Below are 22015 nucleotides of genomic sequence, written 5' to 3'. Positions count from 1 at the left end.
GCCTGCCGCGCAGGGGCGCCTGCGCGACCCGCCGGGCGCGTCAGCGCAGGTCCACAGTCTCCGGGCGCGCGAGGACCGAGCAGAGGATGCTGCGCACGGCGTTGCGGCGCAGCAGGGCCTGGCCCGCCTCGTCGAACAGCGCGTCCCCAAAATTCGCCGAGAAGGTCGCCCGGTTGGCCACGTTGAAAAAGCTCAGGGCCGAAATCTGCCAGTGCAGCGCCACCGGGGCGACATCATCGCGAAACAGCCCGGCGGCGCGGCCTGACTTGCAGATCCCCTCGATCACGCCGATGGCGCCGAGATTTTGCTCCTGCAAGCGCTGCATCCGCTCCATGTGGCGCGCCTCGTGGATGTTCTCGATCATCACCAGACGGATGAAATCCGGGTTGCGGCGGTGGTGGTCGAAGGTGAATTCGATCAGCCGTCGAAGGGCCTGCACCGGATCGAGGCCCTCGAGATCAAGCTCGGCCTCACCGGCCCGCACCTCCGAATAGCAATCCTCGAGCACCGCTTCGTAGAGCGATTCCTTGTCGCCGAAATAGTAGAAGATCATCCGCTTCGAGGTCTTGGTGCCGGCCGCGATGTCTTCGATTCTCGTCCCCGAGAGCCCGTTGCGGGCAAATTCCGACCGCGCGACGCGCAGGATATCCGACTTCACCGCCTCGGGATTCTGCTTCCATCGGCGTGATTTTGTTTCTTTTTCCATCGGATACCCCTGCCTCCCTCTCCTTTGTCATTCTACCTTTTTAACCCGTCGGTTCAATTGTCTTGACGAAATTAACCGCGCGGTCCATTGTCGGCGACAGAACGACACACCGCCAGGGGAGGGGACGGTTTGGAGACCATCACCACATCCGAAGACGCTCTGCTTGCCGGCCTGATCGGGCGCGGCATCACGCTGTCACGCACTCCCCTCATGCAGATGCGCGAAGCGCAGGCGCAGGGGATGTTCACGGTCTACCGAAAGCTCGACATGGATGCGCCCGAGCGCGCCGCGCTGACCCTCGCCGACATGGTGACAGGCGCCGAGGCTGCGGGCTTTGACGGGCTCAACATCACCTACCCGTTCAAGATCGAGGTGATCTCGCTGCTCGACGAGCTCAGCGAGAACGCGCGCGCCGTGGGCGCGGTCAACACCGTGGTGCTGAAGAACGGCAAGCGGATCGGGCACAACACCGACCTCTGGGGTTTTGCCGAGAGTTTCCGCCGCGGCCTTGCCGGCGCCGACACCCGCCACGCGGTCCTGCTCGGGGCGGGCGGCGCCGGCGTTGCCGTGGCCCACGCGCTGGCCGATTGCGGCGTCGCGAGGCTGTCGATCTTCGACACCGACCCGGCCCGCGCAGAGGGGCTGGCAGCGCTCGTCGCAGCCAACCGGCCCGGCACCGAGACGCAGGCGGTGTCCGACCTCACCGCACTCTTCGCGGAGGATCGTCCCACCGGCGTCGTCAACGCCACGCCCATGGGCATGGCGAAGCTGCCCGGCATGGCGATCGACGCGGACCTCATCGCCGGCGATCTCTGGGTCGCCGACATCGTCTATTTCCCGCTCGAGACCCAGCTTATCGCGACCGCGCGCGCCAAGGGCTGCCGCGTGCTGCCCGGCTCGGGCATGGCGGTGTTTCAGGCGGTGCGCGCCTTCGAGCTTTTCACGGGCCGGCCCGCCGACCCGAACCGGATGAAGGCCACCTTCGAGGCCTTCGACAAGGCCCCGCCCGCGCCTGCAGCCGCGGGCAACGTCTAACGCAAAGGGAGGACAACATGCGTTCCATCACCAAATCTCTGCTGGCCGTCACCGCGCTCTGCGGCAGCCTCGCAGCAACCTCGGCCACGGCCCAGACCATCCGCGTCGCGCACGTGGACCCCGACGAGTGGACCGGCTCCAAGAAAGGCGCCGCGGCGCAGATCTTCAAGAACATCGTCGAAGGCCAGTCGGACATGACCGTCGAGGTCTTCCCGGCCGGCGCGCTCGGCAACGAGGACGAGCTGGTCGCGCAGGCGCAGGACAACCTCACGCAGGTGGTGCTGGTCTCGGGCGCGATGTCCAAGGTCTGCCCGGCGGCCTCCGTGCTCGACATCCCCTACACCTTCTCCTCGGCCACGGTGGCGTGGGATGTGCTCGACGGTGAGTTCGGCGACGCGCTCGCCGAGCACTGCCTTGAGCAGACCGGCCTGCGCACGCTGGCCTATGGCGAAACCGGCTTCCGCAACTTCACCAACGGCGTGCGTCCGATCACCAAGCCCGAGCACATGGAAGGCCTGAAGTTCCGGGTGCAGCCGATTCCGCTCTATGTCGAGATGGTCAAGGGCCTTGGCGGTGAGCCGACCCCGATCGCCTGGACCGAGCTGCCGAACGCGCTCTCGACCGGCGTGGTCGACGGGCAGGAGAACCCGGTCGGCGTGATCTACAACAACGGCCTGCACAAGCTGCAGAAATACATGACCCTCGACGGCCATGTCTACGCCGCCGACTTCATCCTGATCTCGGACGAGTTCTACGACATGCTCGAGCCGGCGCAGCAGGAAGTGGTCGCGCGCGCCGCCCGCGTCGCCGGCAACATGGGCCGCGCGATCCAGCAGTGGAACACCGCCGAAGGCGTCGGCAAGGTGCAGGAGGAGGGCATGGAAGTCTACGCTCCGACCTCTGACGAGATCGCCGCCTTCGCGGAAAAGGCGCAGCCCGCCGTGATCGAGTACCTGCGCGGCGAGCTCGGCGATGATGCCGAGTGGATCGACCGCCTGCAAACCGCCGTGAGCGACGCCACCCAGTAAGGGGGGCACGTGCCGGGGGCGGGGCCGCTGCGAGGCGGCCCCGCCTGTCCAATTTCGCCCGCCTGTTCAATTCCGGAGGAGTCGACATGACCGCTCTTACCCGCGCCGCGAAACGGCTGTTCGGCTTCGGAGCCGGTCTGTCCATGGCGCTCGTCTTCCTGATTATCTTCGCCAATTCGCTGCGGCGCTACACCATGGGCCGCTCGGTTCCGTGGGGCGAGGAACTGCCGATCTACCTGACGATCTACGGCGTCATGTTCGGGCTGGCGGCGGCCTATCTTGCCGATCAGCACATCCGCTTCACCGTGGTCACCGACACCCTGCCGCGCCGCGTGCGCCACGTGCTGTTCATGATCGCCGACGTCGTCACCATCGTCTCGGGTCTGACGCTGGCCTATGCCGGGCATGTCTTTGCGCTGCGCCGCGGCAATGTCGACAGCTCGGGCCTCAAGAGCACCGCCGACTGGCTCGCCAGCGCGACCGGCCTCGAGTGGCTGGTCTGGATCGGCAAGGTCGGCCCCTATCAATACGCCATCGCCTTCGGCGGTGCGCTGCTCGCGGTCGCCGGCGTCCTGAAGCTGGCCGAGCGCCTCACCCAGAGACCGGAGGAGGTCTGAGCCATGGTCTACGCCATTCTCATTGTCGGCCTTCTGGCCGGGGCGCCCATCGCCATCGCGATCATCGCCGCACTGCTCTATTTCATGGCCACGGGCGACGCGCCCTACACCCTGCGCATCGTGCCGACCGAGATCTTCAAGGGCCTGAACTCCTTCCCGCTGCTGGCCATCCCGCTGTTCGTGCTGGCCGGCGAACTGATGAACGAAAGCGGCATCACCGGCCGCATCATCGCGTTCGCCAACGTGCTGGTGGGCCGCCTGCGCGCGGGTCTCGCGCTGGTCAACATCTGGGCCTCGGTGATCTTCGCCGGCCTCTCGGGTTCGGCGGTCGCCGACACCTCGGCCATCGGCCGCGTCTTCATCCCCGAGATGGAGAAACACGGCTATGACCGCAGCTTCGCCGCCGCCCTGACCGCCGCCTCGTCGGTGATCGGCCCGATCATTCCGCCCTCGATCCCGGTGATCATCTACGCGCTGATCGTCTCGGGCGTGTCGGTGCCGGCGCTGTTCCTCGGCGGGGTGATCCCCGGGCTGCTGCTGGCGGTGTTCCTGTCGGCCTACGTCATGCTGACCGTCAAGGTCGACCACGGCGACCAGTCCGGAGACCTCGACGGGCCCTCGAACGGACAGGCCCTGCTGCAAGGCGTCCTGCCGCTGCTGATGCCGGTGCTTGTCGTGGGCTCGATCCTCGCCGGGGTCGTGACGCCGACCGAAGCCGCAAGCTTTGCCGTGGGGTACGCGCTGATCCTTGGGCTGTTTGTCTACCGCAAGATCAGGCTCTCGGCCCTGCCGCGGATCTTCTCGGGCGCGATGCGCGACAGCGCGGTGATCCTGATCATCATCGCGGCGGTGGCGGCGGCGAACTGGCTGCTGACCTACAACCGCATCCCCAACATGCTCACCGACTGGGTGCTGGGCAATGTCGACAGCAAGACCGCCTTCCTGATCGCCGTCATCATCCTGTTCCTCTTCGTGGGACTGTTCCTCGAAGGCATCGCTGCGATGCTGGTGCTGGTGCCGATCCTGCACCCGATCGCGGTCAGCATGGGGGTCGACCCGACCCATTTCGGCATCCTCGTGATCTTCAACCTGATGATCGGACTGATCACCCCGCCGCTCGGCCTCTGCCTGTTCGTGGCCGAGGGCGTGGCCAATGTCGGGATGGCACGGCTGATCCGCTCGATCATGCCCTTCTTCCTCGTCGAAGTGCTGGTGCTGATCATCCTCACCTTCGTCCCGCAGACCGTCACGTGGCTGCCGACCCTGCTCGGCTTCTGATCCGCACCCCTTGGGAGACCTCGCAATGAAGACCTCGATCGCCACCGTTTCGATCTCGGGCGCGCTGCCCGAGAAGCTCGACGCCATCGCCGCCGCCGGGTTCGACGGGGTCGAGATCTTCGAGCAGGATTTCATTGCCCATGACGGCGGCGCGCGCGAGGTCGGGCGGATGATCCGCGACAAGGGGCTGGAGATCACCCTGTTCCAGCCCTTCCGCGACTTCGAGTGCCTGCCCGAGCCGCTGCGCGCCAAGGCGTTCGACCGGGCCAAGCGCAAGTTCGACGTGATGCAGGAGCTTGGCACCGACCTGATCCTGATCTGCTCCTCTGTGCATCCGCGCGCGCTTGGCGGCATCCAGCGGGCCGCCGATGACCTCGCCGAACTGGGCGAGATCGCCGCCGAACGCGGCCTGCGGGTGGGCTACGAGGCGCTGGCCTGGGGGCGGCATATCAACGATCACCGCGACGCGTGGGAGATCGTGCGCCGCGCCGATCATGACCATGTCGGGCTGATCCTCGACAGCTTCCATACGCTGGGGCGCAAGATCGACCCGGAGTCGATCCGCGCCATCCCCGGCGACAAGATCTTCTTCGTGCAGCTCGCCGACGCGCCCGCAATCGAGATGGACCTGCTCTACTGGTCGCGCCACTTCCGCAACATGCCGGGGGAGGGCGATCTCGAGGTGCGCCGCTTCATGCAGGCGGTGATGGCGGCGGGCTATGCCGGCCCGATCAGCCTCGAGATATTCAACGACCAGTTCCGCGGCTCCAACGCCAAGGACACCGCGCAGGACGGCTACCGCTCCCTGGTGGCGCTGATGGACGACGTGCGCCGCGCCGAGCCCGAGAGCAAGGTCGATATGCCCGCGCTTCCGCCGCGGGTCCGGGCCGAGGATGTCAGCTTCATCGAGTTCACCGCCCGCGACGCCGAGGTCGAAACCCTGTCGCAGCTCCTGCGCACGTTGGGCTTCACCAAGGTCGCGACGCACCGCAACAAGCAGGTGGCGCTGTGGCAGCAGGGCGACGTGCGCATCGTCATCAACTGCGAGACCGAGGGCCATGCCAGCCATGTCTGGAACGCCCGCGGCCTGTCGGTCTGCGACATCGGCCTTCAGGTCTCGTCGGCCGCCGATACGGTGACCCGCGCCAAGGCGCTCGGCTCCACGCCCTTTTCCCAGCCAACCGGGCCGGGCGAACTGGCGATCCCGGCGATCCGCGGCCTCGGTGGCTCGGTGCTGCATTTCATCGACGCGGGCAGCGGGCTCGACAGCGTTTGGGATGTCGAGTTCGCCCGGACCGACACCGCCCCCTCCGATGGGGCCGGCATCCTCCATATCGATCACCTGGCGCAGACCATGTCCTACGAGGACATGCTGAGCTGGACGCTGTTCTACACCACGCTCTTCGACATGCAGAAGTCCCCGATGGTTGATGTCATCGACCCGGACGGGCTGGTGCGCAGCCAGGTGGTCGAGAGCCGGGACGGGCGGTTCAAGATCACGCTGAACGGCGCCGAGACCCACCGGACGCTGGCGGGGCGGTTCCTCGCCTCGACCTTTGGGGCGTCGGTGCAGCACATCGCGCTGGCAAGCGACGACATCTTCGCCACCGCCGAGCAGATGGCGCAAAGGGGGTTCGAGGCGCTGCCGATCCCGGCCAACTACTACGACGACCTTGCCGCGCGGTTCGACATGCCCGAGGGCCTGCTCGAGCGTCTGCGCGCGGCCAACATCCTTTACGACCGCGAAGGCGAGGCGGAGTTCTTCCAGCTCTACTCGCGCGCCTTCGCCAGTGGCATGTTTTTCGAGATCGTGCAGCGCGGGCCGGGTTACACCGGCTTTGGCGGTCCAAACGCGCCGTTCCGCATCGCGGCGCAAAAGCGGCTCGGGCCGAGCAAGGGCATCCCGCAGACCTGAGGCCGTGCGCCGGTCTCGGCGGGGCACGCTCTTCCCAGCGCGTTCTCTAGTGGAGTGGTTCCGGCGGCCTTTAGGCTGGCCCGCGTCGATTATCCCGCACGCGAGGCGACCTCAGCTCCGACCACTACCGACTCTGAACCACTCCGATCCTCGGGCCTCCTGATAGGCCCTGAGCACCGGGCGAGGATGACCGGACGACGCGACCAAGGCCGATGGCGCGCCTGCGCGAGGGGTGCCGCACACGGCACCCTGCGACCAGGTCCCAGCCGCCACTGAGAACGACAAAAATGCAACGCGCCGGCGCCCGGGGCACCGGATTTCGCCGTCGGGACTGGCCGACCGCGTCCGAAACGCCCTACACATCCCACGCGCCAGCGAGTTGCCAGCACTTCCCTTTCATCTTTGAACCGAGAGGAACGTGCATGACGTCTGCGCGCTCAAGGCTGGCCTGCGGGTCAGCGATCCTTCTGTGCTCCCTCGCGACCGGGACCGTCGCCCGGGCACAGGACACCCCTTCCGCCACCGCATACGACCTCGGCACCCTCGTGCTGACCGCCGAGGAACAGATCAAGCAGGCGCTCGGTGCCTCGACGATCACCGAGGAAGACATCGCCGAACAGCCCGTCGTCAACGACGTGGCCGAGATCATCCGCAAGATGCCCGGCGTCAACCTCACCGGCTCCTCGCCGTCGGGCCAGCGCGGCAACCAGCGCCAGGTCGACATTCGCGGCATGGGCCCCGAGAACGTGCTGATCCTGATCGACGGCAAGCCGGTGCTCTCGCGCACCTCCGTCAAGCAGGGCCGCAACGGCGAACGCGACACCCGCGGCGACACCAATTGGGTGCCTCCGGAGATGGTCGAGAGCATCGAGGTGATCCGCGGCCCGGCCGCGGCGCGCTACGGTTCCGGCGCCGCCGGCGGCGTGGTGAACATCATCACCAAGGCCCCCGACGAGGACCTCCTGCAGATCGGCACCAGCTTCGACCTGCCCGAAAGCGGCAAGGAGGGCATGACCCAGCGGTATAACCTGCTCTGGGCCAAGCGTCTCACGGACGAGGTCGCGCTGCGCTTCAGCGCCAACTACAACAAGACCGATCCCGACGACTACGACATCAACGAAGACGAGATCGACTGCGAAGTCGACGAGGACGGCGTGCAATCCTGCGACGCAACGCAGGCCGGCGTCGAAGGCGTGGTCAACAAGGACTACACCCTGCGCCTCGACTGGATGCCGAGTGCGGCGAACCAGTTCAACGTCGAGCTGGGCTATTCGCGTCAGGGCAACCTCTTTGCCGGCGACACCCAGCTTGGCAACGGCCTGACCCCCGGGAGCGAGATCGAAGCTCTGGCCAAGGACGGCGAAGAGACCAACGTGATGAAGCGCGGCACCTTCGCGCTGACGCATCTCGGCTCCTACGGCTGGGGTGAGACCAACAGCTTCATCCAGTACGAGCACACCGACAACCGCCGTCTGACCGAAGGCCCTGCCGGTGGTGGCGAAGGGGCGATCAACAGCACCGACGACTACGACACCGCGATCCTCGAGGCGATCGCCGCCAAGTCCGAGGCCGATATCTCGCACATGATCGGCGGCAGCGCGGCAGAGCTGACGCTCGGGGCGGAGCTGCGCTGGGAGAAGCTCGACCTGACGGATTACAGCTCGTTCTACTCGATCACCACCGATGATGGCCGCATCGATTCCACCGGTGGCGATCCCTACACCGAGCAGACGACTTTCGGGATCTACCTCGAGGACAACATCCTCGTGAACGACCGGCTCACCCTGACCCCGTCGCTGCGCTACGACCATTCCGACACCTTCGGCGGAGAATGGTCCGGCGGCCTCAACGCGTCCTATGCGCTGAGTTCGGAATGGACCATCAAGGGCGGCGTCGCCAAGGCCTACAAGGCCCCGACCGCCTACCAGATGGCCGAGACCTACGTCTACGTCACCCGAGGTTTCGGCTGCCCCTATCCCTACAACAGGGACGGGCCGTGCTACGTGCTCGGCAATCCGGACCTGTCGCCCGAGACATCGATCAACAAGGAAATCGGGGTCCAGTACACCGGGATCGACAACGGCATCAACGCGACGCTGACCTATTTCCACAACGACTACCGCGACAAGATCCAGTCCGGTCTCGATCAGGTCGGCACCGCCTTCGTGGACGGCAGTCGGGCCCGCATTTTCCAGTGGGACAACATCCCCGAATCCCGCGTTCAGGGTCTCGAGGGCAGCTTCGCCATGCAGGTGCGGGAGGATCTCGATGTCGCGATCAACGGCACCTACATGATCGAATCCAGCCAGCAGCTCGAGATCGATGGCGGCGTCCGCAGCGACGGCACCGTCCTGCCGGCGCGCAGCATCGAAGTGCCGCTGTCGCTGGTGCCCGAATACACCATCAACGCCTCGATGAGCTGGGACGTGAACGACAGGTTCACCCTGATCCCGTCGCTGACCCATTACGGCAAGATCTCCGCCGCCGAGAGCAGCGCCGCGGTGGGCATCGAGGCCAGCGACGACGAGGACCGCGACCCCTATACGCTGGTGAACCTCGGGATGACCTACACGTTCGACAACGGCTTCGATCTGAAGGCGGGCGTGACCAACGTCTTCGACACCGAGATCCTGCGCTCGGGCGACGGCGCCAACACCTACAACGAACCGGGCCGGGGCTACTATTTCGGCCTGACCAAGACGTTCTGATCCGAGCGTCACGTCGCGGCCCGGGGTGCCCTCATGCCCCGGGCCGCGATCCCTTTGCCGCAAAGATCGATGCGACACAGCCTGCGCCGCCTCGCTGCTGCGGAAGTGTGCCTTGCCGCGGCGCATCTCGGCGCGGCGCTCGCACGGTGCACGCCCACACAGTGCTGCCCGGCCTCGCGCTTGGCACCCTGACCACGACCGGAGACGACATGCGCTATTCCCCGATCCTCGCCCTCTCCCTGCTGGCGGCCCTGCTCCTGCGGCCGCTGCCCGTCGCGGCGCAGCCATCGCACGAGCCGCTCGGTCCGTCGATCCTCGAGACCGGCTCCGAGGTGGTCGACACGGACCGGCTCACCTTCCCCGGCCCGGATGGCGGGACGCCCTACGAGATCGGCATCCTGACGCCCAAAGGCCCGGCGCCCGAGGACGGCTTTCCGGTGATCTTCGCTCTCGACGGGCAGGCGGTGCTGGAGCTGCTGACCGACGACGCCCTTGCGGCCCTGCCGACGCTGCCGGTGATCGTCACCCTCGGCTACGATACCGAGCGCCGGTTCGCCGGAGACCAGCGCACGCGCGACTACACGCCCCCGTCCGGCGATGGCGCGCCGGTCGTTGATCCGCGCGGGCGGGCCGGTGGCGGGGCAGGGGCGTTCCTCGCGCTGATCCAGAGCGAGATCGTGCCGCGCGTCGAGCGCGTCGCTCCCATCGACATGCAGCGCAGCGCGCTCTGGGGCCATTCCTACGGCGGGCTGTTCGTGCTCTGGGCGGCGGGAGACCCCGCATCACCGTTTTCGCACTACGTCACCGCGAGCCCCTCGCTCTGGTGGGACAACGGCAGTCTGCTGCCGCGCATCGAGGCGCAGGTGGCCGCCGGGCACTGGCCGGACCGGCCCCTCGATCTTCACCACGGCGGGCAGGAGCGCGCACGGGCCAGCATGCCGGACGATCCGGAGGCGCAAAAGCTGGTGCGGATGCGCTCGGCCCTGCCGGAGGGCGCGCTCGGCGCGCTCGATGAGACCCTGCGCGGCGCGGGCATTCCCGGCAGCCTGACGACCTTTCCGGGCCTGAGCCATGGCGAGACCTTCCGCGCCTCGATCAGAGCGTTGCTCGAAGGCGGGTTTCCGGAGGCGGCGAGGCGCTGAGCGACCCTCTTAAAGCCGCCCGCAGGAGACGGGGGGCGATGCCGGCCCCGGTTCGATCCTGCGCCTTTGAGCCGTCGAATATCGCGCCTCAGCCCTCGTCGCCGCGCGTGGCGTCTCGATACCACGTGACGATCTGGCGGCGTGCGTCGGGGTCCATCTGGATGGCGTTGGGCGGCGGCATGGCGTGCGAGCGCCCGGCCTGCAGGTAGATCTGCTTGGCATGGCGCGCAACGTCGGCCTCGGTCTCCAGCACAACGCCCTTCGGAGGCCAGTGCATCCCCTCCCAAGACGGCTCCCGCCCGTGGCACATCGAACAGTTCCCGACCACGGCGAAATAGGCGTCCTCGAAGGTCTCCGCCGAGGCGAACTTCTCTTCGTAGGGCGTCAGGGCGCGGGCTTCGCTTTCCTCGTAGCTGTCCATGCCGGGAACGGTCGACAGCCAGGCGATGAGGATCAGGATCCCCACGGTCACCGGCCACGTCCAGGTCGGCCCCTTGCCGGTGCGGTGCATGGTGTTGAAGTAGTGCCGGATCGTGACCCCGGTGAGGAAGATCAGCGAGGCGATGATCCACGCATACTGCGTGCCGAAGGCCAGCGGGTAGTGGTTGGCCAGCATCAGGAAGACGACGGGCAGCGTCAGGTAGTTGTTGTGGGTCGAGCGCACCTTGGCGATCTTGCCGTATTTGGGGTCCGGCTTGCGCCCGGCCTTCAGGTCGGCGACGACGATGCGCTGGTTCGGCATGATCTGGAAGAACACATTGCCGGTCATGATCGTCGCGGTGAAGGCGCCCAGGTGCAGCAGCGCCGCGCGCCCGGTGAAGATCTGGTGATAGCCCCACGACATCGCCACGAGGATGACGAACAGCAGCAGCATCAGCAGCGTGGGCATTTCGGCCAGCTTCGACTTGCACATGGCGTCATAGGCCAGCCAGCCGATGGTCAGCGAGCCGCCCGAGATCACGATGCCCTGCCACAGGGCAAGATTCGCCTTGCTCGGATCGATCAGAAACAGATTGCCGCCGACCCAGTAGACGATCATCAAAAGCGCCGCGCCCGAGAGCCACGTCGTGTAGCTCTGCCATTTGTGCCAGGTGAGATGCTCGGGCATCTCGGAGGGCGCCACGAGGTATTTCACCGTGTGGTAGAACCCGCCGCCGTGCACCTCCCATTCCTCGCCATACGCGCCGTCGGGCAGGGCGGGGTTGGGCTTCAGCATGAGATCGAGCGCGATGAAGTAGAACGAGGCGCCGATCCACGCCATGGCCGTGATGACGTGCAGCCAGCGGACGGAAAAGGCGATCCAGTCCCAGATGATGGCAAAGTCGTACATAGGGTCCTCCGGGGCGTTGCGGGTCGCCGTGACAGTAGCCGAGGCGGTTTTTCCCTGCTATTCGCAGGAAAGACCAAGCACCATCAAATTATTCCGAACAATGGGCTGGGCCGTCCTCTGCCCGACCCTGAGGGATCCCGCGCCAAACAGGAAACCGGAAACGCCGACATGTCCTATTTCGACAACATCCGCACCTTCGTCCGTGTCTATGAATTGGGCAGTATGTCGGCGGCCGGGCGCGATCTGCGGATCTCCTCTGCGGTGACGTCCTCGCGGATCTCCCAGCTCGAAGAGCATCTGGGCGTGCGGCTGTTCCAGCGCACCACGCGCAGCCTGTCGCCGACCGAGCACGGCCAGAGCTTCTACCGCGGCGCGACCGAAATCCTCGCGGCGGTGGAAAGCGCCGAGGCGCAGATCGTCAACGTGACCGAGCATCTCAAGGGCGCGCTCTACGTGGCGGCGCCGCTCGGCGTCGGGCGGCGCTTGATCGCGCCGCAGGTGCCCCTGTTTCTGGCGCAGTACCCGGATGTCTCGGTGCGGCTGCGGCTCACCGACCGCAAGGTGGACCTCACGACAGAGGGGCTCGACCTCGCCTTCTTCCTCGGCCAGCCCGAGGACAGCAACCTGCGCATTCGCAAGATCGCCGACGTGCCGCGAGTCCTGTGCGCCTCGCCCGACTACGTGGCGCGGCGCGGGATGCCCGAGGACGGCGACGCGCTGCTGGCGGATCGCCACGAATGCATCAACCTGCGCTTTCCGGGGGCCGCGGAGTTCCAGTGGCGGCTCGAGACGCCGGAGGGGCCGAGACGCTTTGCCGTCGCGGGGCGCTATGAGTCCGACGACGGCGACGTGCTGACCGACTGGGCGCTTGGCGGGCACGGCATCGTGCTGAAGCCGGTCTTCGAGGTGGCCGAACATCTGAAATCCGGCGCCCTCGTGCCGGTGGCGGAGAAGACCCCGCCGGTGCCGGTGCAGATGGCGTGCCTCTTCACCCACCGGCGGCGGCAGGATCCGAAGACGCGGATCTTCATGGAATTCGTGATCGACCGCATCGGCGCGGCGTTCTGGCAGGCAGGATAAGGCCGCCTCTTTGGCGCGCCTTCATTGACCTCGGATGGGGGATGCCCCTGCGGTAATGGGGGGCAAGACCGACGGGCCCGCCGCTTGAGACAGACAGGGGCGTGCCGCGCAAGGCGCACTGACCCGGGTGCCTGTCAGGTATCGGGCGAAACCGACTTTCCTGCCAGGTCGCTGACGCGGATCGTATATACCAAGCAGACGCTGTTGTTCATGCGCATTGCGGCGAAGGTCGGGAAAGAGCCCAAATTCGACATTCGAGCTTGACGAAGCGGGAACCGTAGTTCTGACGCCGAGATCGGGATCAGTGCCGGTCTTGCGAGACGGCAAAGGCTGAAATTCAATTGTTTCGGACCCGTCGGCTTTTCCCTCATTCCAAGGATGTAGACCATGTTCAATTATGCCGGTCACGCATATGCGGCCGCGCTCCCGCAACCAAAGCATTGCGCGTCGATATTCCAATTGACACCGCGCCTTGCCTTCTGTGTTCTGATACCACTTCCACGCGAATTCGGAGGCTCAAATGGGTTTGCTCAAAGCCTTGCCAGCGCTTGTTTTGGCTCTCGCCCCGCTTCAGGGCGCGGCACAATCGGCCGCTCTTCAAGATGCATTTGATCGGTTTCCTCAGCTTTCGGACACGATGGTCTATGTTGGCCGCGAAATTCTGACATTGAACCCGGATGCGCCCTCGGCCGAAGCAGTGGCAGTTGCGCATGGCCGGATCATCGACGTCGGGACCTTGGACGGTATCGAGGACCGCCTGCCCGTCGGCAGCTACGCGGTCGATCGCAGATTTGAAGACAAGGTCATTGTTCCGGGCTTTGTCGAGCAGCACCTGCACCCGCTCCTGGGGGCGCTGACGATGATGTCGGATGCCGTGATTTCGATCGAGGACTGGCAAACCCCTGCGGGCTTCTCTCCGCTTGCGAACAGCGAGGAAGAGTTCCGGTCCCGACTGTCCGAGGTGATCGCGTCCTATGATGCAACCAGCGGTCGGCCATTGATGGTCTGGGGCTACCATGCCTCGTGGCATGGCGACATGAACCGGGCGATCCTTGACGAACTCGCACCCGATATCCCGCTCGCCGTTTGGCAGCGCTCTACCCACGAGATGTTCTTCAACTCGGTGGCGCTCGAACAATTGGAGATTACCGAGGACTATATCGCGGGCTGGCCAAGCGTTCTGGCGCGGCACCAGGCCGATCTCGAGAACGGTCATTTCCTTGAGGCGGCCTTCTGGGAGCATGTCTTCTTCGAGAAGTTTGCGCCAGCCTTCGCGACCATCGACAAGGTCATGGCGTCCCTGGAATACACCGAAGACTATTATCACCGCAGCGGTATTACCACGCTGGCCGAACCGGCCGGTCCCGTCGATCCGAAGGCGCAGGCCTTGGTGGCGAAAGCCTTCGGGCCGGACGACACGCCCTTCAACTTCTTCTTCATTCCCGACGGGCGTACGCTCGGCGTGATGCATCTGGAAAACGGCGGCGCGGAGAAGGTTCTGGCCGAGACCGAAGCCATGCTGGCCCTCAGCGATGGACGCACGCAGTTCCTGCCCGGACAGATCAAGCTCTTGCTCGATGGCGCGATCTACAGTGAGCTCATGATCATGCGCGACGGCTATCGCGACGGGCATGACGGCCAGTGGATCATGACGCCCGAGTTCTTCAAGCAGGTGTTCGATCTCTATTGGGACGCGGGCTTCCAGATTCATATCCACAACCTCGGCGACGGCGGTCTGGACATCCTTCTCGACACGCTCGAGGCTGCCATGCAGCGAAGTCCGCGCTATGATCACCGCACAGTCGTCGTCCATTTCGGCTATGCCCAGCCGGATCAGATCGCGCGGATCAAGGATCTCGGCGCCATTGTCAGCGCCAACGCCGTCTACACTCCGACGCTCGCGGACCGATACGCGGAAGGAAATGTCGGCAAAGAGCGCACTGAGCGTATGGTGCCCCTTGGCGATGCGATCCGGGCCGGCATCCCGTTTTCGATGCACTCCGACATGCCGATGGCCCCGGCGGAGCCACTGAAATACATGTGGGCCGCGGTCAACCGGATCTCGACGAGCGGTTCGGTCATTGGTCCAGATCAGCGGATCACCGCAGAGGAGGCCCTGAAGGGGATCACGCTCGGCGCGGCCTATTCCATTCAGATGGAGGACGAGATCGGGTCCATCGAACGCGGCAAGCTGGCAAACTTCACCATCCTCGAAGAGAACCCTCTCACGGTGGACCCCATGGCTCTGGCGGACATCGGTGTTTGGGGAACCGTGCTTGAAGGCCGCGTCCAGCCCGCGCCCGCCGTCCCCGGCGGCGATAGTGACGAAACGGGCGCCCGGCTCATTATCGACGACCCTGAGCGCGTGTTGGACGCGTCCCTTCGCCACGCCCGCAGCAAGGTGCATCACCACGATCATTAGACTGCAGCAGGGCACCTGATGTCCCCTACCGCAGGGCAAAGGCGATGCGCGAGTCCCATTGGCGCAGCCGCAGCGAAAACCCGCTTTGTCCGCGTTGCGGACCTTCCTGCGGATTACCTTCAGGGCCGGTTTGAGGCGAAGATCCGCGGCGGTTGGCGCGGGATCGCTTCGCGCAGCGCACCGTCGGGACGCAGGAAGTCCTTATGCTCGAGCCGTTTTCGACTGGCATTCGACATTGCCTCGCCGCCCCGTGGTGAGGCGAGCAGCCGCGTCTGACGCCCCTCAGCTTCCCCGGTAGGTGCTCATCCCGTAGGCCGAGAGCAGCAGGGGGACGTGGTAGTGGGCCTCGGCCTCCGACATGCCGAAGCGGATCGGCACCTCGTCGAGGAAGAGGATGTCGCCCTCCGCCTGTCCGGTCGCGCGCAGGTAGTCGCCCGCGAAGAAGACCAGCTCGAAGGTGCCGGTCTCGAAGCGCTCGGCGGGCAGGATCGGGGCGTCGGTGCGGCCATCCGCGTTCGTCACCGTCTCGGCCAGCCTCTCGCGCGTGTCGCCCGTGACGCGATAGAGCGCGATGCGGACGCCCTCTGCCGGGCAGCCCCGCGCCGTATCAAGCACGTGTGTCGTCAGATATCCGCTCATGTTTCGATCTCCCGCTGGCTTTGCCTCTTCATACCCGCCGCACAGCGCGCCGCAAATGCGCTGTCATTTGAGGCACCTTCGCATTCTTTTTGATAATGCGCGGCACTTTTCTGGAATATGACATGATAAACCGGAGGTGAGAGACGTGCAGCGCTATCCCAGAGACTTGGCGGGCTATGGTCCGCGCATCCCGCAGGCGAACTGGCCCGGGGGTGCGAAAATCGCCGTGCAGATCGTCCTGAACTACGAAGAAGGCGGCGAGAACAACATCCTGCACGGGGATGCGGCGTCCGAGGGCTTCCTCTCCGAGATCACCGGCGCACAGCCCTGGCCCGGCCAGCGGCACTGGAACATGGAAACGATCTACGAATACGGCAGCCGCGCCGGGTTCTGGCGGGTCCACGCCTTGCTGAAGGACGTGCCCATCACCGTCTACGGCGTCGCCACCGCGCTGGCCCGCGCGCCCGAGCAGGTCAAGGCGATGAAGGAGGCGGGCTGGGAGATCGCGTCGCACGGCCTCAAGTGGGTCGAGCACAAGGACATGCCCGCCGAGGAGGAACGCGCGCAGATCCGCGAGGCGATCCGCCTGCACACCGAAGTGGTGGGCGCGCCCCCGCGCGGCTGGTACACCGGGCGCTGCTCGATGAACACGATCCCGCTGGCGGCGGAAGAGGGCGAGCTTGCCTATATCGCCGACAGCTATTCCGACGACCTGCCGTACTGGACGCGCGCCGGCGGCAAGGACCAGCTGATCGTGCCCTACACCATGGATTGCAACGACATGCGCTTCGCCATTCAGGCGGGGTACACGCGGGGAGACGACTTCGAGGCGATGGTCCGCGACGCCTTCGATGTGCTCTACGCCGAAGGTCAGGCGGGCGCGCCCAAGATGATGTCGATCGGGCTGCACTGTCGCCTGATCGGGCGGCCCAGCCGGATGGCCGCGCTGAAGCGCGTGATGGACTACATGCAGGGGCATGAGGGCGTCTGGTTCGCCACGCGCGAGCAGATCGCCGACCACTGGGCCGCCACGCATCCGGCGCCCTCGGGCGTGACGCCCTCGCAGATGGACCGGGAGCATTTCGTGGCCGAATTCGGCGGCATCTTCGAGCACAGCCCGTGGATCGCCCAGGGGGCACACGCGCTGGAACTCGGCACCTACAGCGACAGAGCGGCGGGGGTGCACAACGCCCTCGCGCGGGTCTTCCGGTCGGCCTCGGAGGAACAGAGGCTAAGCGTGCTGACCGCGCACCCGGACCTTGCGGGCAAGCTCGCCGCCGCCGGCCGGCTGACGGCGGAGTCGACCGCGGAGCAGGCGGGCGCGGGGCTGGACCTGCTGACCGACGAGGAGCGCGAGACCTTCCAGCGGCTGAACAGCGAATATGTCGAGCGGCACGGGTTCCCCTTCATCATCGCGGTGAAGGACAACACCAAGGCCAGTATCCTCGACGCCTTCCACCGCCGCATCGGCAACGACCGCGCCACCGAGTTTGCCGAGGCCTGCCGTCAGGTCGAACGCATCGCCGAGCTTCGCCTGATCGAGAAGCTGGGCGCGTGAGCACGATCCGCATTCAACCCCTGACCGCAGAGGCCTTTGCGCCCTATGGCGAGGTCTTGGATACCGCGGGCGCGCCGGACAAGCTGATCAATCAGGGCCTTTGCGGCCGATACCATGACCGCGCCACGCTGGAGTTCGCCGAGGGCGGCACCGCGGGCATCAGCCTGTTCGAGGCCGAGCTGCGCGCGCTGCCTTATACGCTCGATCTGATGGAGCGGCACCCGCTGGGCTCTCAGGCCTTTCTGCCGATGTCGATGGACGCCTTTCTGGTCGTCGTCGCGCCGGATGCTGCCGGAACGCCGGGCACGCCGGTCGCATTCCGCACCGATGCGGGGCAGGGGATCAATTTTCATCGCAACACGTGGCACGGGGTTTTGACCCCGCTCTCCGGTCCCGGCCTCTTTGCCGTCATCGACCGGATCGGCGCAGGCGAGAACCTGCAGGAGCACTGGTTCGAGCACCCCTACACGATCATCGCCTGACCGGGCGAGACCCAAATGGGCCGTCGGAAGAGGAGCCGGCACCCGCACGCCAAAGGGAGGAAAGACGCATGGCAGACACATCCCTCGGGACACCCGAGCAACTCAGGGACCCGAATTACACCCCGCCGATGATCAAGGCGGTGCCGCTGGGCATCCAGCACGTGCTGGCCATGTTCGTCTCGAACGTGACCCCCGCGATCATCGTCTGCGGGGCGGCGGGCTTCGGCTTCGGCTCGAACAGCCCGGACTTTCCCGAGATGATCTACATGATCCAGATGTCGATGTTCTTTGCCGGCATCGCGACGCTGTTTCAGTCCATCGGGGTGGGCCCCGTGGGCGCCCGCCTGCCCATCGTGCAGGGCACCTCCTTCGCCTTCATCCCGATCATGATCCCGCTGGTCGCCGGCAAGGGGGTCGATGCCATCGCCGTGCTGATGGGCGGCATCCTGGTGGGCGGCCTGTTCCACGCCTTCCTCGGCCTCTTCATCGGGCGCCTGCGCTTCGCGCTGCCGCCGCTGGTGACCGGCCTCGTGGTCACGATGATCGGCCTCGCGCTGGTCGAGGTCGGCATCCAGTACGCCGCCGGAGGGGTGCCCGCCATCGGTACGCCGGAATACGGGTCGGGCGTGAACTGGTTCATGGCCGGGACCGTGATCGTGGTGACGCTGGGGCTGAAGTTCTTCGCCCGCGGGATGCTGTCGGTCTCGGCGGTTCTGGTGGGCCTGCTGGTGGGGTATGCACTGGCCTTTGCCCTGGGCCAGGTCAACCTTTCCAATGTCGGCACCGCCGCGCCCTTCGCGCTGCCGAACCCTCTGCATTTCGGGCTGGAGTTCTCGGTGGCGGCGGTCATCGGCTTCTGCGCGATGTCCTTCGTCTCGGCGGTGGAGACTGTGGGGGATGTCAGCGGCATCACCAAGGGCGGCGCGGGCCGCGAAGCGACCGACGACGAGATCCAGGGCGCGACCTTCGCGGACGGGATCGGGACGGCGATCTCGGGCCTGTTCGGCGCGCTGCCCAACACCTCGTTCAGCCAGAATGTCGGGCTGATCGCGATGACCGGCGTGATGAGCCGCACGGTGGTAACGATCGGCGCGGTGTTCCTGATCGTGTGCGGCCTGCTGCCCAAGATCGGCGCGGTGATTTCCTCGGTCCCGATCGAGGTGCTGGGCGGTGGCGTGATCGTCATGTTCGGCATGGTGGTCGCGGCGGGCATCTCGATGCTGTCGGACGTGCACTGGAACCGCCGCAACATGGTGATCTTCGCCATCGCCCTGTCGCTGGGTCTGGGCCTGCAACTGGAACCGGACGCGCTGCAATACCTGCCCTCCACGGCGAAGGTCCTCGCGACCTCGGGCATCCTGCCGGCGGCGGTGATCGCCATCGTGCTGAACCTGCTGCTGCCCGAGGAACTCTCAGACGAGGCGACCGAGGAAGTCTCGGGCGGCATGGCCGGCCACGGACGCGGCTCCTACGCCAAGGACGATCGCGTCTGAGGCGTGGGAGAGGTTCTGAGGGGGCCGCAGATTGACACGGGACAGGGCGGCGCACTGCGTCGCCCTTTTCGCGGGTGCGTGCGTCTATCGACGCCGTCGTCCGGACACGTGCTTGCGGCAGGAGCGGCAGACGGTCGAGAGACGAAGCACGACCGAGCGATGAATGAGTAGGCACGATCCGCGCGCGCTCTAAGCGCGGAGAAGCCCGCCGCTCGAGCGCCGCGCCTCGGCAGGGGCTTTCCCTTAGAGGGCGAGGGCAATGACGCCCTCGACTGTGGCCCTCCGAGAGGTCAGGCCGCAGGATCGGGCCGCGCCGCCATGCGGCGGGCCATCTCGATCATGCGGGCCGAGAAGCCCCATTCGTTGTCGTACCAGCCCAATAGCCGGATCTGCCGGCTGCCGGTTGTCATCGTCTGGGGCAACGACAGCACCAGCGACTCGGGTCGTGCGCGGAAATCGGTGGACACGCAGGGATCTTCGGTCAGACCGATCAGCGACGAGCCGGCCAGCGCCTCGCGCAGGAACTCCGTCACCGGTTGCTCGATATCCTCGGAGGTGTGGATCACCGCATCCACCGCCGAGACCGAGATGCAGGGCACCCGGACCGCGGCGATGCTGATGCGGCCCTCGAGGTCCGGCAGCACGCCGATCACCTGACCCGTGGCGCTCGTGGTCGTGGGGATCATCGACACCGCCGCGGCGCGCGAGCGTTCCGGCGAGGCGCCAGGTGCGTCCGTGGTGGGTTGGCTGCTGGTGTAGCAGTGGATCGTCGTTACATGCGCCTTGTCGATCCCCAGCCCGAGGTCGAGCAGCCGCAGAAGCGGCGCGATGGCATTGGTGGTGCAGGACGCGTTCGAGACGATGCGTGCGGCCCCCAACTCCTGTTCGTTGGCGCCGAGCACCACGGTCTTGTCCGCCGCTTCGGACGGACCCGATATCAGGACGGCGCGCGCGCCCGCCTCGAGCCCGGCCTCCGCGACGGCGCGGGTCTGTGCCCGCCCGGTGCATTCGAGCACGACGTCGACGCCGCTGAGATCGAGCGCCCGCAGGTCCGGTGCGTGGCTGAAGGCGATGCGGCGCGGGCCGATGCCGATCCAGTTCGGCCCGGTGGTCACCGGCGTGGACAGCGGGCCATAGACGCTGTCGTACCGCAAAAGGTAGGCGCAGATCTCCAGCGGCGCGATGTCGTTGATCCCGACGATCTCGAGATCGCTGTCATCCTGCAGGAGCTGGCGAAACAGCGTCCGTCCGATGCGCCCGAAGCCGTTGATGAAGACGCGGGTCATGCCACCGCTCCTTCCTGCCGAAGCGTGCGGACCGGCAGACGGTCGCGCGCCTCGTCCGGGTGGCGCTCGGGACGCTGCGACGTCACTGCCGGGCGAGGCAGGAACCCCGCGACCGCCCGCGCCCGGCGGCAAGGGCGCAACCCGTCCTCTGGCGCGGTCGCGGAAGACGCGGGCCTGCGCGCTGGTCCGGGCAGGACCGGGAATGCGGCAAACGACAGAGACAGGGACATCGACAGATCCTTTGACACGGCAAACAGGTGACATGCGAACACCCGGGTGCCCTCATCGGTCCACCCGGGCGCGCGCGTTTCGGCGCAGAACTGACAGGTCAGAAATCGACCTCGATGGCAACGCCCTTTTCGACGGCCAGATCCACCACCGCCGCGGCGACCGCCAGATCCTGAAGCCCGACCCCGGTGCCGTCGAACAGCGTGATCTCCTCCGCCGACTGTCGCCCCGGATGGCTGCCGTTGATCACCGCGCCCAGCTGGGCGATGTCTTCCGCCTTCAGAACGCCCTCGGCCACCGCGTGTTGCGCCTCGCCGATGCTGACGGACTGCGCGACCTCGTCGGTGAAGACGGTGGCGCGGGACAGAAGCGCCGCCTCCACCTCCTGCTTGCCCTTGGTGTCGGTGCCCATGCAGGCGATGTGAGTGCCGGGGCTGACATGCTCGGCCATCAGCGATGGCGAGAAGGCCGAGGTGATGGTGATGATGACATCGGCCTCGCTCATGCCGGGCAGGTCGACGGCCTCGAACGGCACGCCGGCCTCCTGCGCGACTTTCTCGAGGTTGGGCAGCATTTCGGGGTGCAGGTTCCAGCCCACGACCTTCTCGAATTCGCGTTGCTCCAGTGCGGCGCGCAACTGGAAGGTCGCCTGATGCCCGGCGCCGATCATGCCCAGCACCTTGGCATCGTCGCGCGCCAGATGCCGGATCGAGACCGACGACGCCGCGGCGGTGCGCAGCGCGGTCAACAGGTTGCCGCCGACCATGGCCCTGGCCTTGCCGGTATCGGGATCGAACAGGAAGACCGTCGACTGGTGATTGATCTCGCCGCGCTTTTCGAGGTTGTGCGGCCAGTAGCCGCCCGCCTTCAGTCCGAGTGTCAGGCCGGCGCGGTCGAAACCGCCCTTGAAGCCGTAGAGCGCATCCTCATGGCCGATCGCCTCGCGCACCACCGGGAAGTTGTACGCCTGTTCCGAGGCCATGGCGGCGAACACCTTTTCCACGGCGGCAAAGGCCGCCTCGCGGGTCATCAGGGCGGCGATCTCGCGTTCGGGCACGATCAGCATGT

17 protein-coding genes are annotated in these 22015 nt (G+C 66.3%); 12 read left to right on the top strand and 5 right to left on the bottom strand.

Going from position 1 to position 22015, the window contains the following annotated elements; translation table 11 throughout:
- Nucleotides 1-40: 40 nt before the first annotated feature.
- Nucleotides 41-706, bottom strand: coding sequence for a TetR/AcrR family transcriptional regulator (locus tag LCM15_RS13265; RefSeq protein WP_224857164.1), 666 nt, complete (start codon nucleotides 704-706; stop codon nucleotides 41-43).
- Between the two features lie 129 nt (nucleotides 707-835).
- On the opposite strand from LCM15_RS13265, the gene LCM15_RS13260 reads away from it, so the two are divergent.
- From LCM15_RS13260 to LCM15_RS13230, 7 genes are all read left to right on the top strand, one after another.
- Nucleotides 836-1741, top strand: a complete 906-nt coding sequence (locus tag LCM15_RS13260) for a shikimate dehydrogenase (RefSeq protein WP_224857162.1) — start codon at nucleotides 836-838, stop codon at nucleotides 1739-1741.
- 17 nt (nucleotides 1742-1758) lie between these two features.
- Nucleotides 1759-2769: a DctP family TRAP transporter solute-binding subunit gene (locus tag LCM15_RS13255; RefSeq protein ID WP_224857160.1), complete on the top strand. Its 1011-nt coding sequence runs from the start codon at nucleotides 1759-1761 to the stop codon at nucleotides 2767-2769.
- Between the two features lie 86 nt (nucleotides 2770-2855).
- Nucleotides 2856-3386, top strand: a complete 531-nt coding sequence (locus LCM15_RS13250; RefSeq protein ID WP_224857158.1) for a TRAP transporter small permease — start codon at nucleotides 2856-2858, stop codon at nucleotides 3384-3386.
- A 3-nt stretch (nucleotides 3387-3389) separates the two neighbouring features.
- Entirely contained in the window at nucleotides 3390-4664 is a 1275-nt protein-coding gene (locus LCM15_RS13245; protein WP_224857156.1) for a TRAP transporter large permease, read from the top strand.
- A gap of 25 nt (nucleotides 4665-4689) precedes the next feature.
- Nucleotides 4690-6579, top strand: a complete 1890-nt coding sequence (locus LCM15_RS13240) for a bifunctional sugar phosphate isomerase/epimerase/4-hydroxyphenylpyruvate dioxygenase family protein (protein WP_224857154.1) — start codon at nucleotides 4690-4692, stop codon at nucleotides 6577-6579.
- Nucleotides 6580-7001: 422 nt separating this feature from the next.
- Nucleotides 7002-9287 carry a FepA family TonB-dependent siderophore receptor gene (locus LCM15_RS13235; RefSeq protein WP_224857152.1) on the top strand — a complete coding sequence of 762 codons (2286 nt, stop codon included), beginning with the start codon at nucleotides 7002-7004 and terminating at the stop codon, nucleotides 9285-9287.
- A 146-nt stretch (nucleotides 9288-9433) separates the two neighbouring features.
- Entirely contained in the window at nucleotides 9434-10429 is a 996-nt protein-coding gene (locus LCM15_RS13230; RefSeq protein ID WP_224857150.1) for an alpha/beta hydrolase, read from the top strand.
- A gap of 88 nt (nucleotides 10430-10517) precedes the next feature.
- Here the strand turns inward: LCM15_RS13230 and LCM15_RS13225 are convergent, their stop codons facing one another.
- Complete coding sequence (locus tag LCM15_RS13225; RefSeq protein ID WP_224857148.1) at nucleotides 10518-11759, bottom strand: urate hydroxylase PuuD; 1242 nt, start codon at nucleotides 11757-11759, stop codon at nucleotides 10518-10520.
- A gap of 168 nt (nucleotides 11760-11927) precedes the next feature.
- Here LCM15_RS13225 and LCM15_RS13220 point away from each other — a divergent pair, with 168 nt between their 5' ends.
- Nucleotides 11928-12839: a LysR family transcriptional regulator gene (locus tag LCM15_RS13220; RefSeq protein ID WP_224857146.1), complete on the top strand. Its 912-nt coding sequence runs from the start codon at nucleotides 11928-11930 to the stop codon at nucleotides 12837-12839.
- Nucleotides 12840-13359: 520 nt separating this feature from the next.
- Nucleotides 13360-15261, top strand: coding sequence for an amidohydrolase (locus LCM15_RS13215; RefSeq protein WP_224857145.1), 1902 nt, complete (start codon nucleotides 13360-13362; stop codon nucleotides 15259-15261).
- A gap of 282 nt (nucleotides 15262-15543) precedes the next feature.
- Here the strand turns inward: LCM15_RS13215 and uraH are convergent, their stop codons facing one another.
- Nucleotides 15544-15900, bottom strand: a complete 357-nt coding sequence (gene uraH / locus LCM15_RS13210) for a hydroxyisourate hydrolase (protein WP_224857143.1) — start codon at nucleotides 15898-15900, stop codon at nucleotides 15544-15546.
- A gap of 145 nt (nucleotides 15901-16045) precedes the next feature.
- Between uraH and puuE the strand changes: the two genes are divergently transcribed.
- From puuE to LCM15_RS13195, 3 genes are all read left to right on the top strand, one after another.
- The gene (gene puuE, locus LCM15_RS13205; protein ID WP_224857141.1) at nucleotides 16046-17458 is read left to right on the top strand and encodes an allantoinase PuuE; all 1413 of its coding nucleotides are present in this window, start codon (nucleotides 16046-16048) and stop codon (nucleotides 17456-17458) included.
- Complete coding sequence (locus tag LCM15_RS13200) at nucleotides 17455-17940, top strand: ureidoglycolate lyase (RefSeq protein ID WP_224857139.1); 486 nt, start codon at nucleotides 17455-17457, stop codon at nucleotides 17938-17940. Before puuE ends, LCM15_RS13200 begins: the two co-directional genes overlap by 4 nt.
- Nucleotides 17941-18008: 68 nt before the next feature.
- Nucleotides 18009-19433, top strand: coding sequence for a uracil-xanthine permease family protein (locus LCM15_RS13195; protein ID WP_224857137.1), 1425 nt, complete (start codon nucleotides 18009-18011; stop codon nucleotides 19431-19433).
- Nucleotides 19434-19723: 290 nt separating this feature from the next.
- On the opposite strand, the gene LCM15_RS13190 is transcribed toward LCM15_RS13195, so the two are convergent.
- Complete coding sequence (locus tag LCM15_RS13190; RefSeq protein WP_224857134.1) at nucleotides 19724-20719, bottom strand: type I glyceraldehyde-3-phosphate dehydrogenase; 996 nt, start codon at nucleotides 20717-20719, stop codon at nucleotides 19724-19726.
- A gap of 328 nt (nucleotides 20720-21047) precedes the next feature.
- Nucleotides 21048-22013 (bottom strand): iminosuccinate reductase BhcD, encoded by a 966-nt coding sequence (bhcD, locus tag LCM15_RS13185; RefSeq protein ID WP_224857132.1) that lies wholly within the window; start codon nucleotides 22011-22013, stop codon nucleotides 21048-21050.
- Nucleotides 22014-22015 lie beyond the last annotated feature (2 nt).

It is taken from the genome of Salipiger bermudensis (assembly GCF_020171625.1).
GTDB classification, from domain to species: domain Bacteria; phylum Pseudomonadota; class Alphaproteobacteria; order Rhodobacterales; family Rhodobacteraceae; genus Salipiger; species Salipiger bermudensis_B.
The sequence above is the reverse complement of the archived record's forward strand: the minus strand, read 5'-3'. Positions and strand labels throughout refer to the sequence as shown.

Bases quoted from the DNA above. Each gene is read 5' to 3' on its own strand.
- LCM15_RS13265 (WP_224857164.1), bottom strand. From the start codon at position 706: ATGGAAAAAGAAACAAAATCACGCCGATGGAAGCAGAATCCCGAGGCG.
- LCM15_RS13255 (WP_224857160.1), top strand. From the start codon at position 1,759: ATGCGTTCCATCACCAAATCTCTGCTGGCCGTCACCGCGCTCTGCGGC.
- LCM15_RS13250 (WP_224857158.1), top strand. From the start codon at position 2,856: ATGACCGCTCTTACCCGCGCCGCGAAACGGCTGTTCGGCTTCGGAGCC.
- LCM15_RS13245 (WP_224857156.1), top strand. From the start codon at position 3,390: ATGGTCTACGCCATTCTCATTGTCGGCCTTCTGGCCGGGGCGCCCATC.
- LCM15_RS13240 (WP_224857154.1), top strand. From the start codon at position 4,690: ATGAAGACCTCGATCGCCACCGTTTCGATCTCGGGCGCGCTGCCCGAG.
- LCM15_RS13235 (WP_224857152.1), top strand. From the start codon at position 7,002: ATGACGTCTGCGCGCTCAAGGCTGGCCTGCGGGTCAGCGATCCTTCTG.
- LCM15_RS13225 (WP_224857148.1), bottom strand. From the start codon at position 11,759: ATGTACGACTTTGCCATCATCTGGGACTGGATCGCCTTTTCCGTCCGC.
- LCM15_RS13220 (WP_224857146.1), top strand. From the start codon at position 11,928: ATGTCCTATTTCGACAACATCCGCACCTTCGTCCGTGTCTATGAATTG.
- LCM15_RS13215 (WP_224857145.1), top strand. From the start codon at position 13,360: ATGGGTTTGCTCAAAGCCTTGCCAGCGCTTGTTTTGGCTCTCGCCCCG.
- uraH (WP_224857143.1), bottom strand. From the start codon at position 15,900: ATGAGCGGATATCTGACGACACACGTGCTTGATACGGCGCGGGGCTGC.
- LCM15_RS13195 (WP_224857137.1), top strand. From the start codon at position 18,009: ATGGCAGACACATCCCTCGGGACACCCGAGCAACTCAGGGACCCGAAT.
- LCM15_RS13190 (WP_224857134.1), bottom strand. From the start codon at position 20,719: ATGACCCGCGTCTTCATCAACGGCTTCGGGCGCATCGGACGGACGCTG.
- bhcD (WP_224857132.1), bottom strand. From the start codon at position 22,013: ATGCTGATCGTGCCCGAACGCGAGATCGCCGCCCTGATGACCCGCGAG.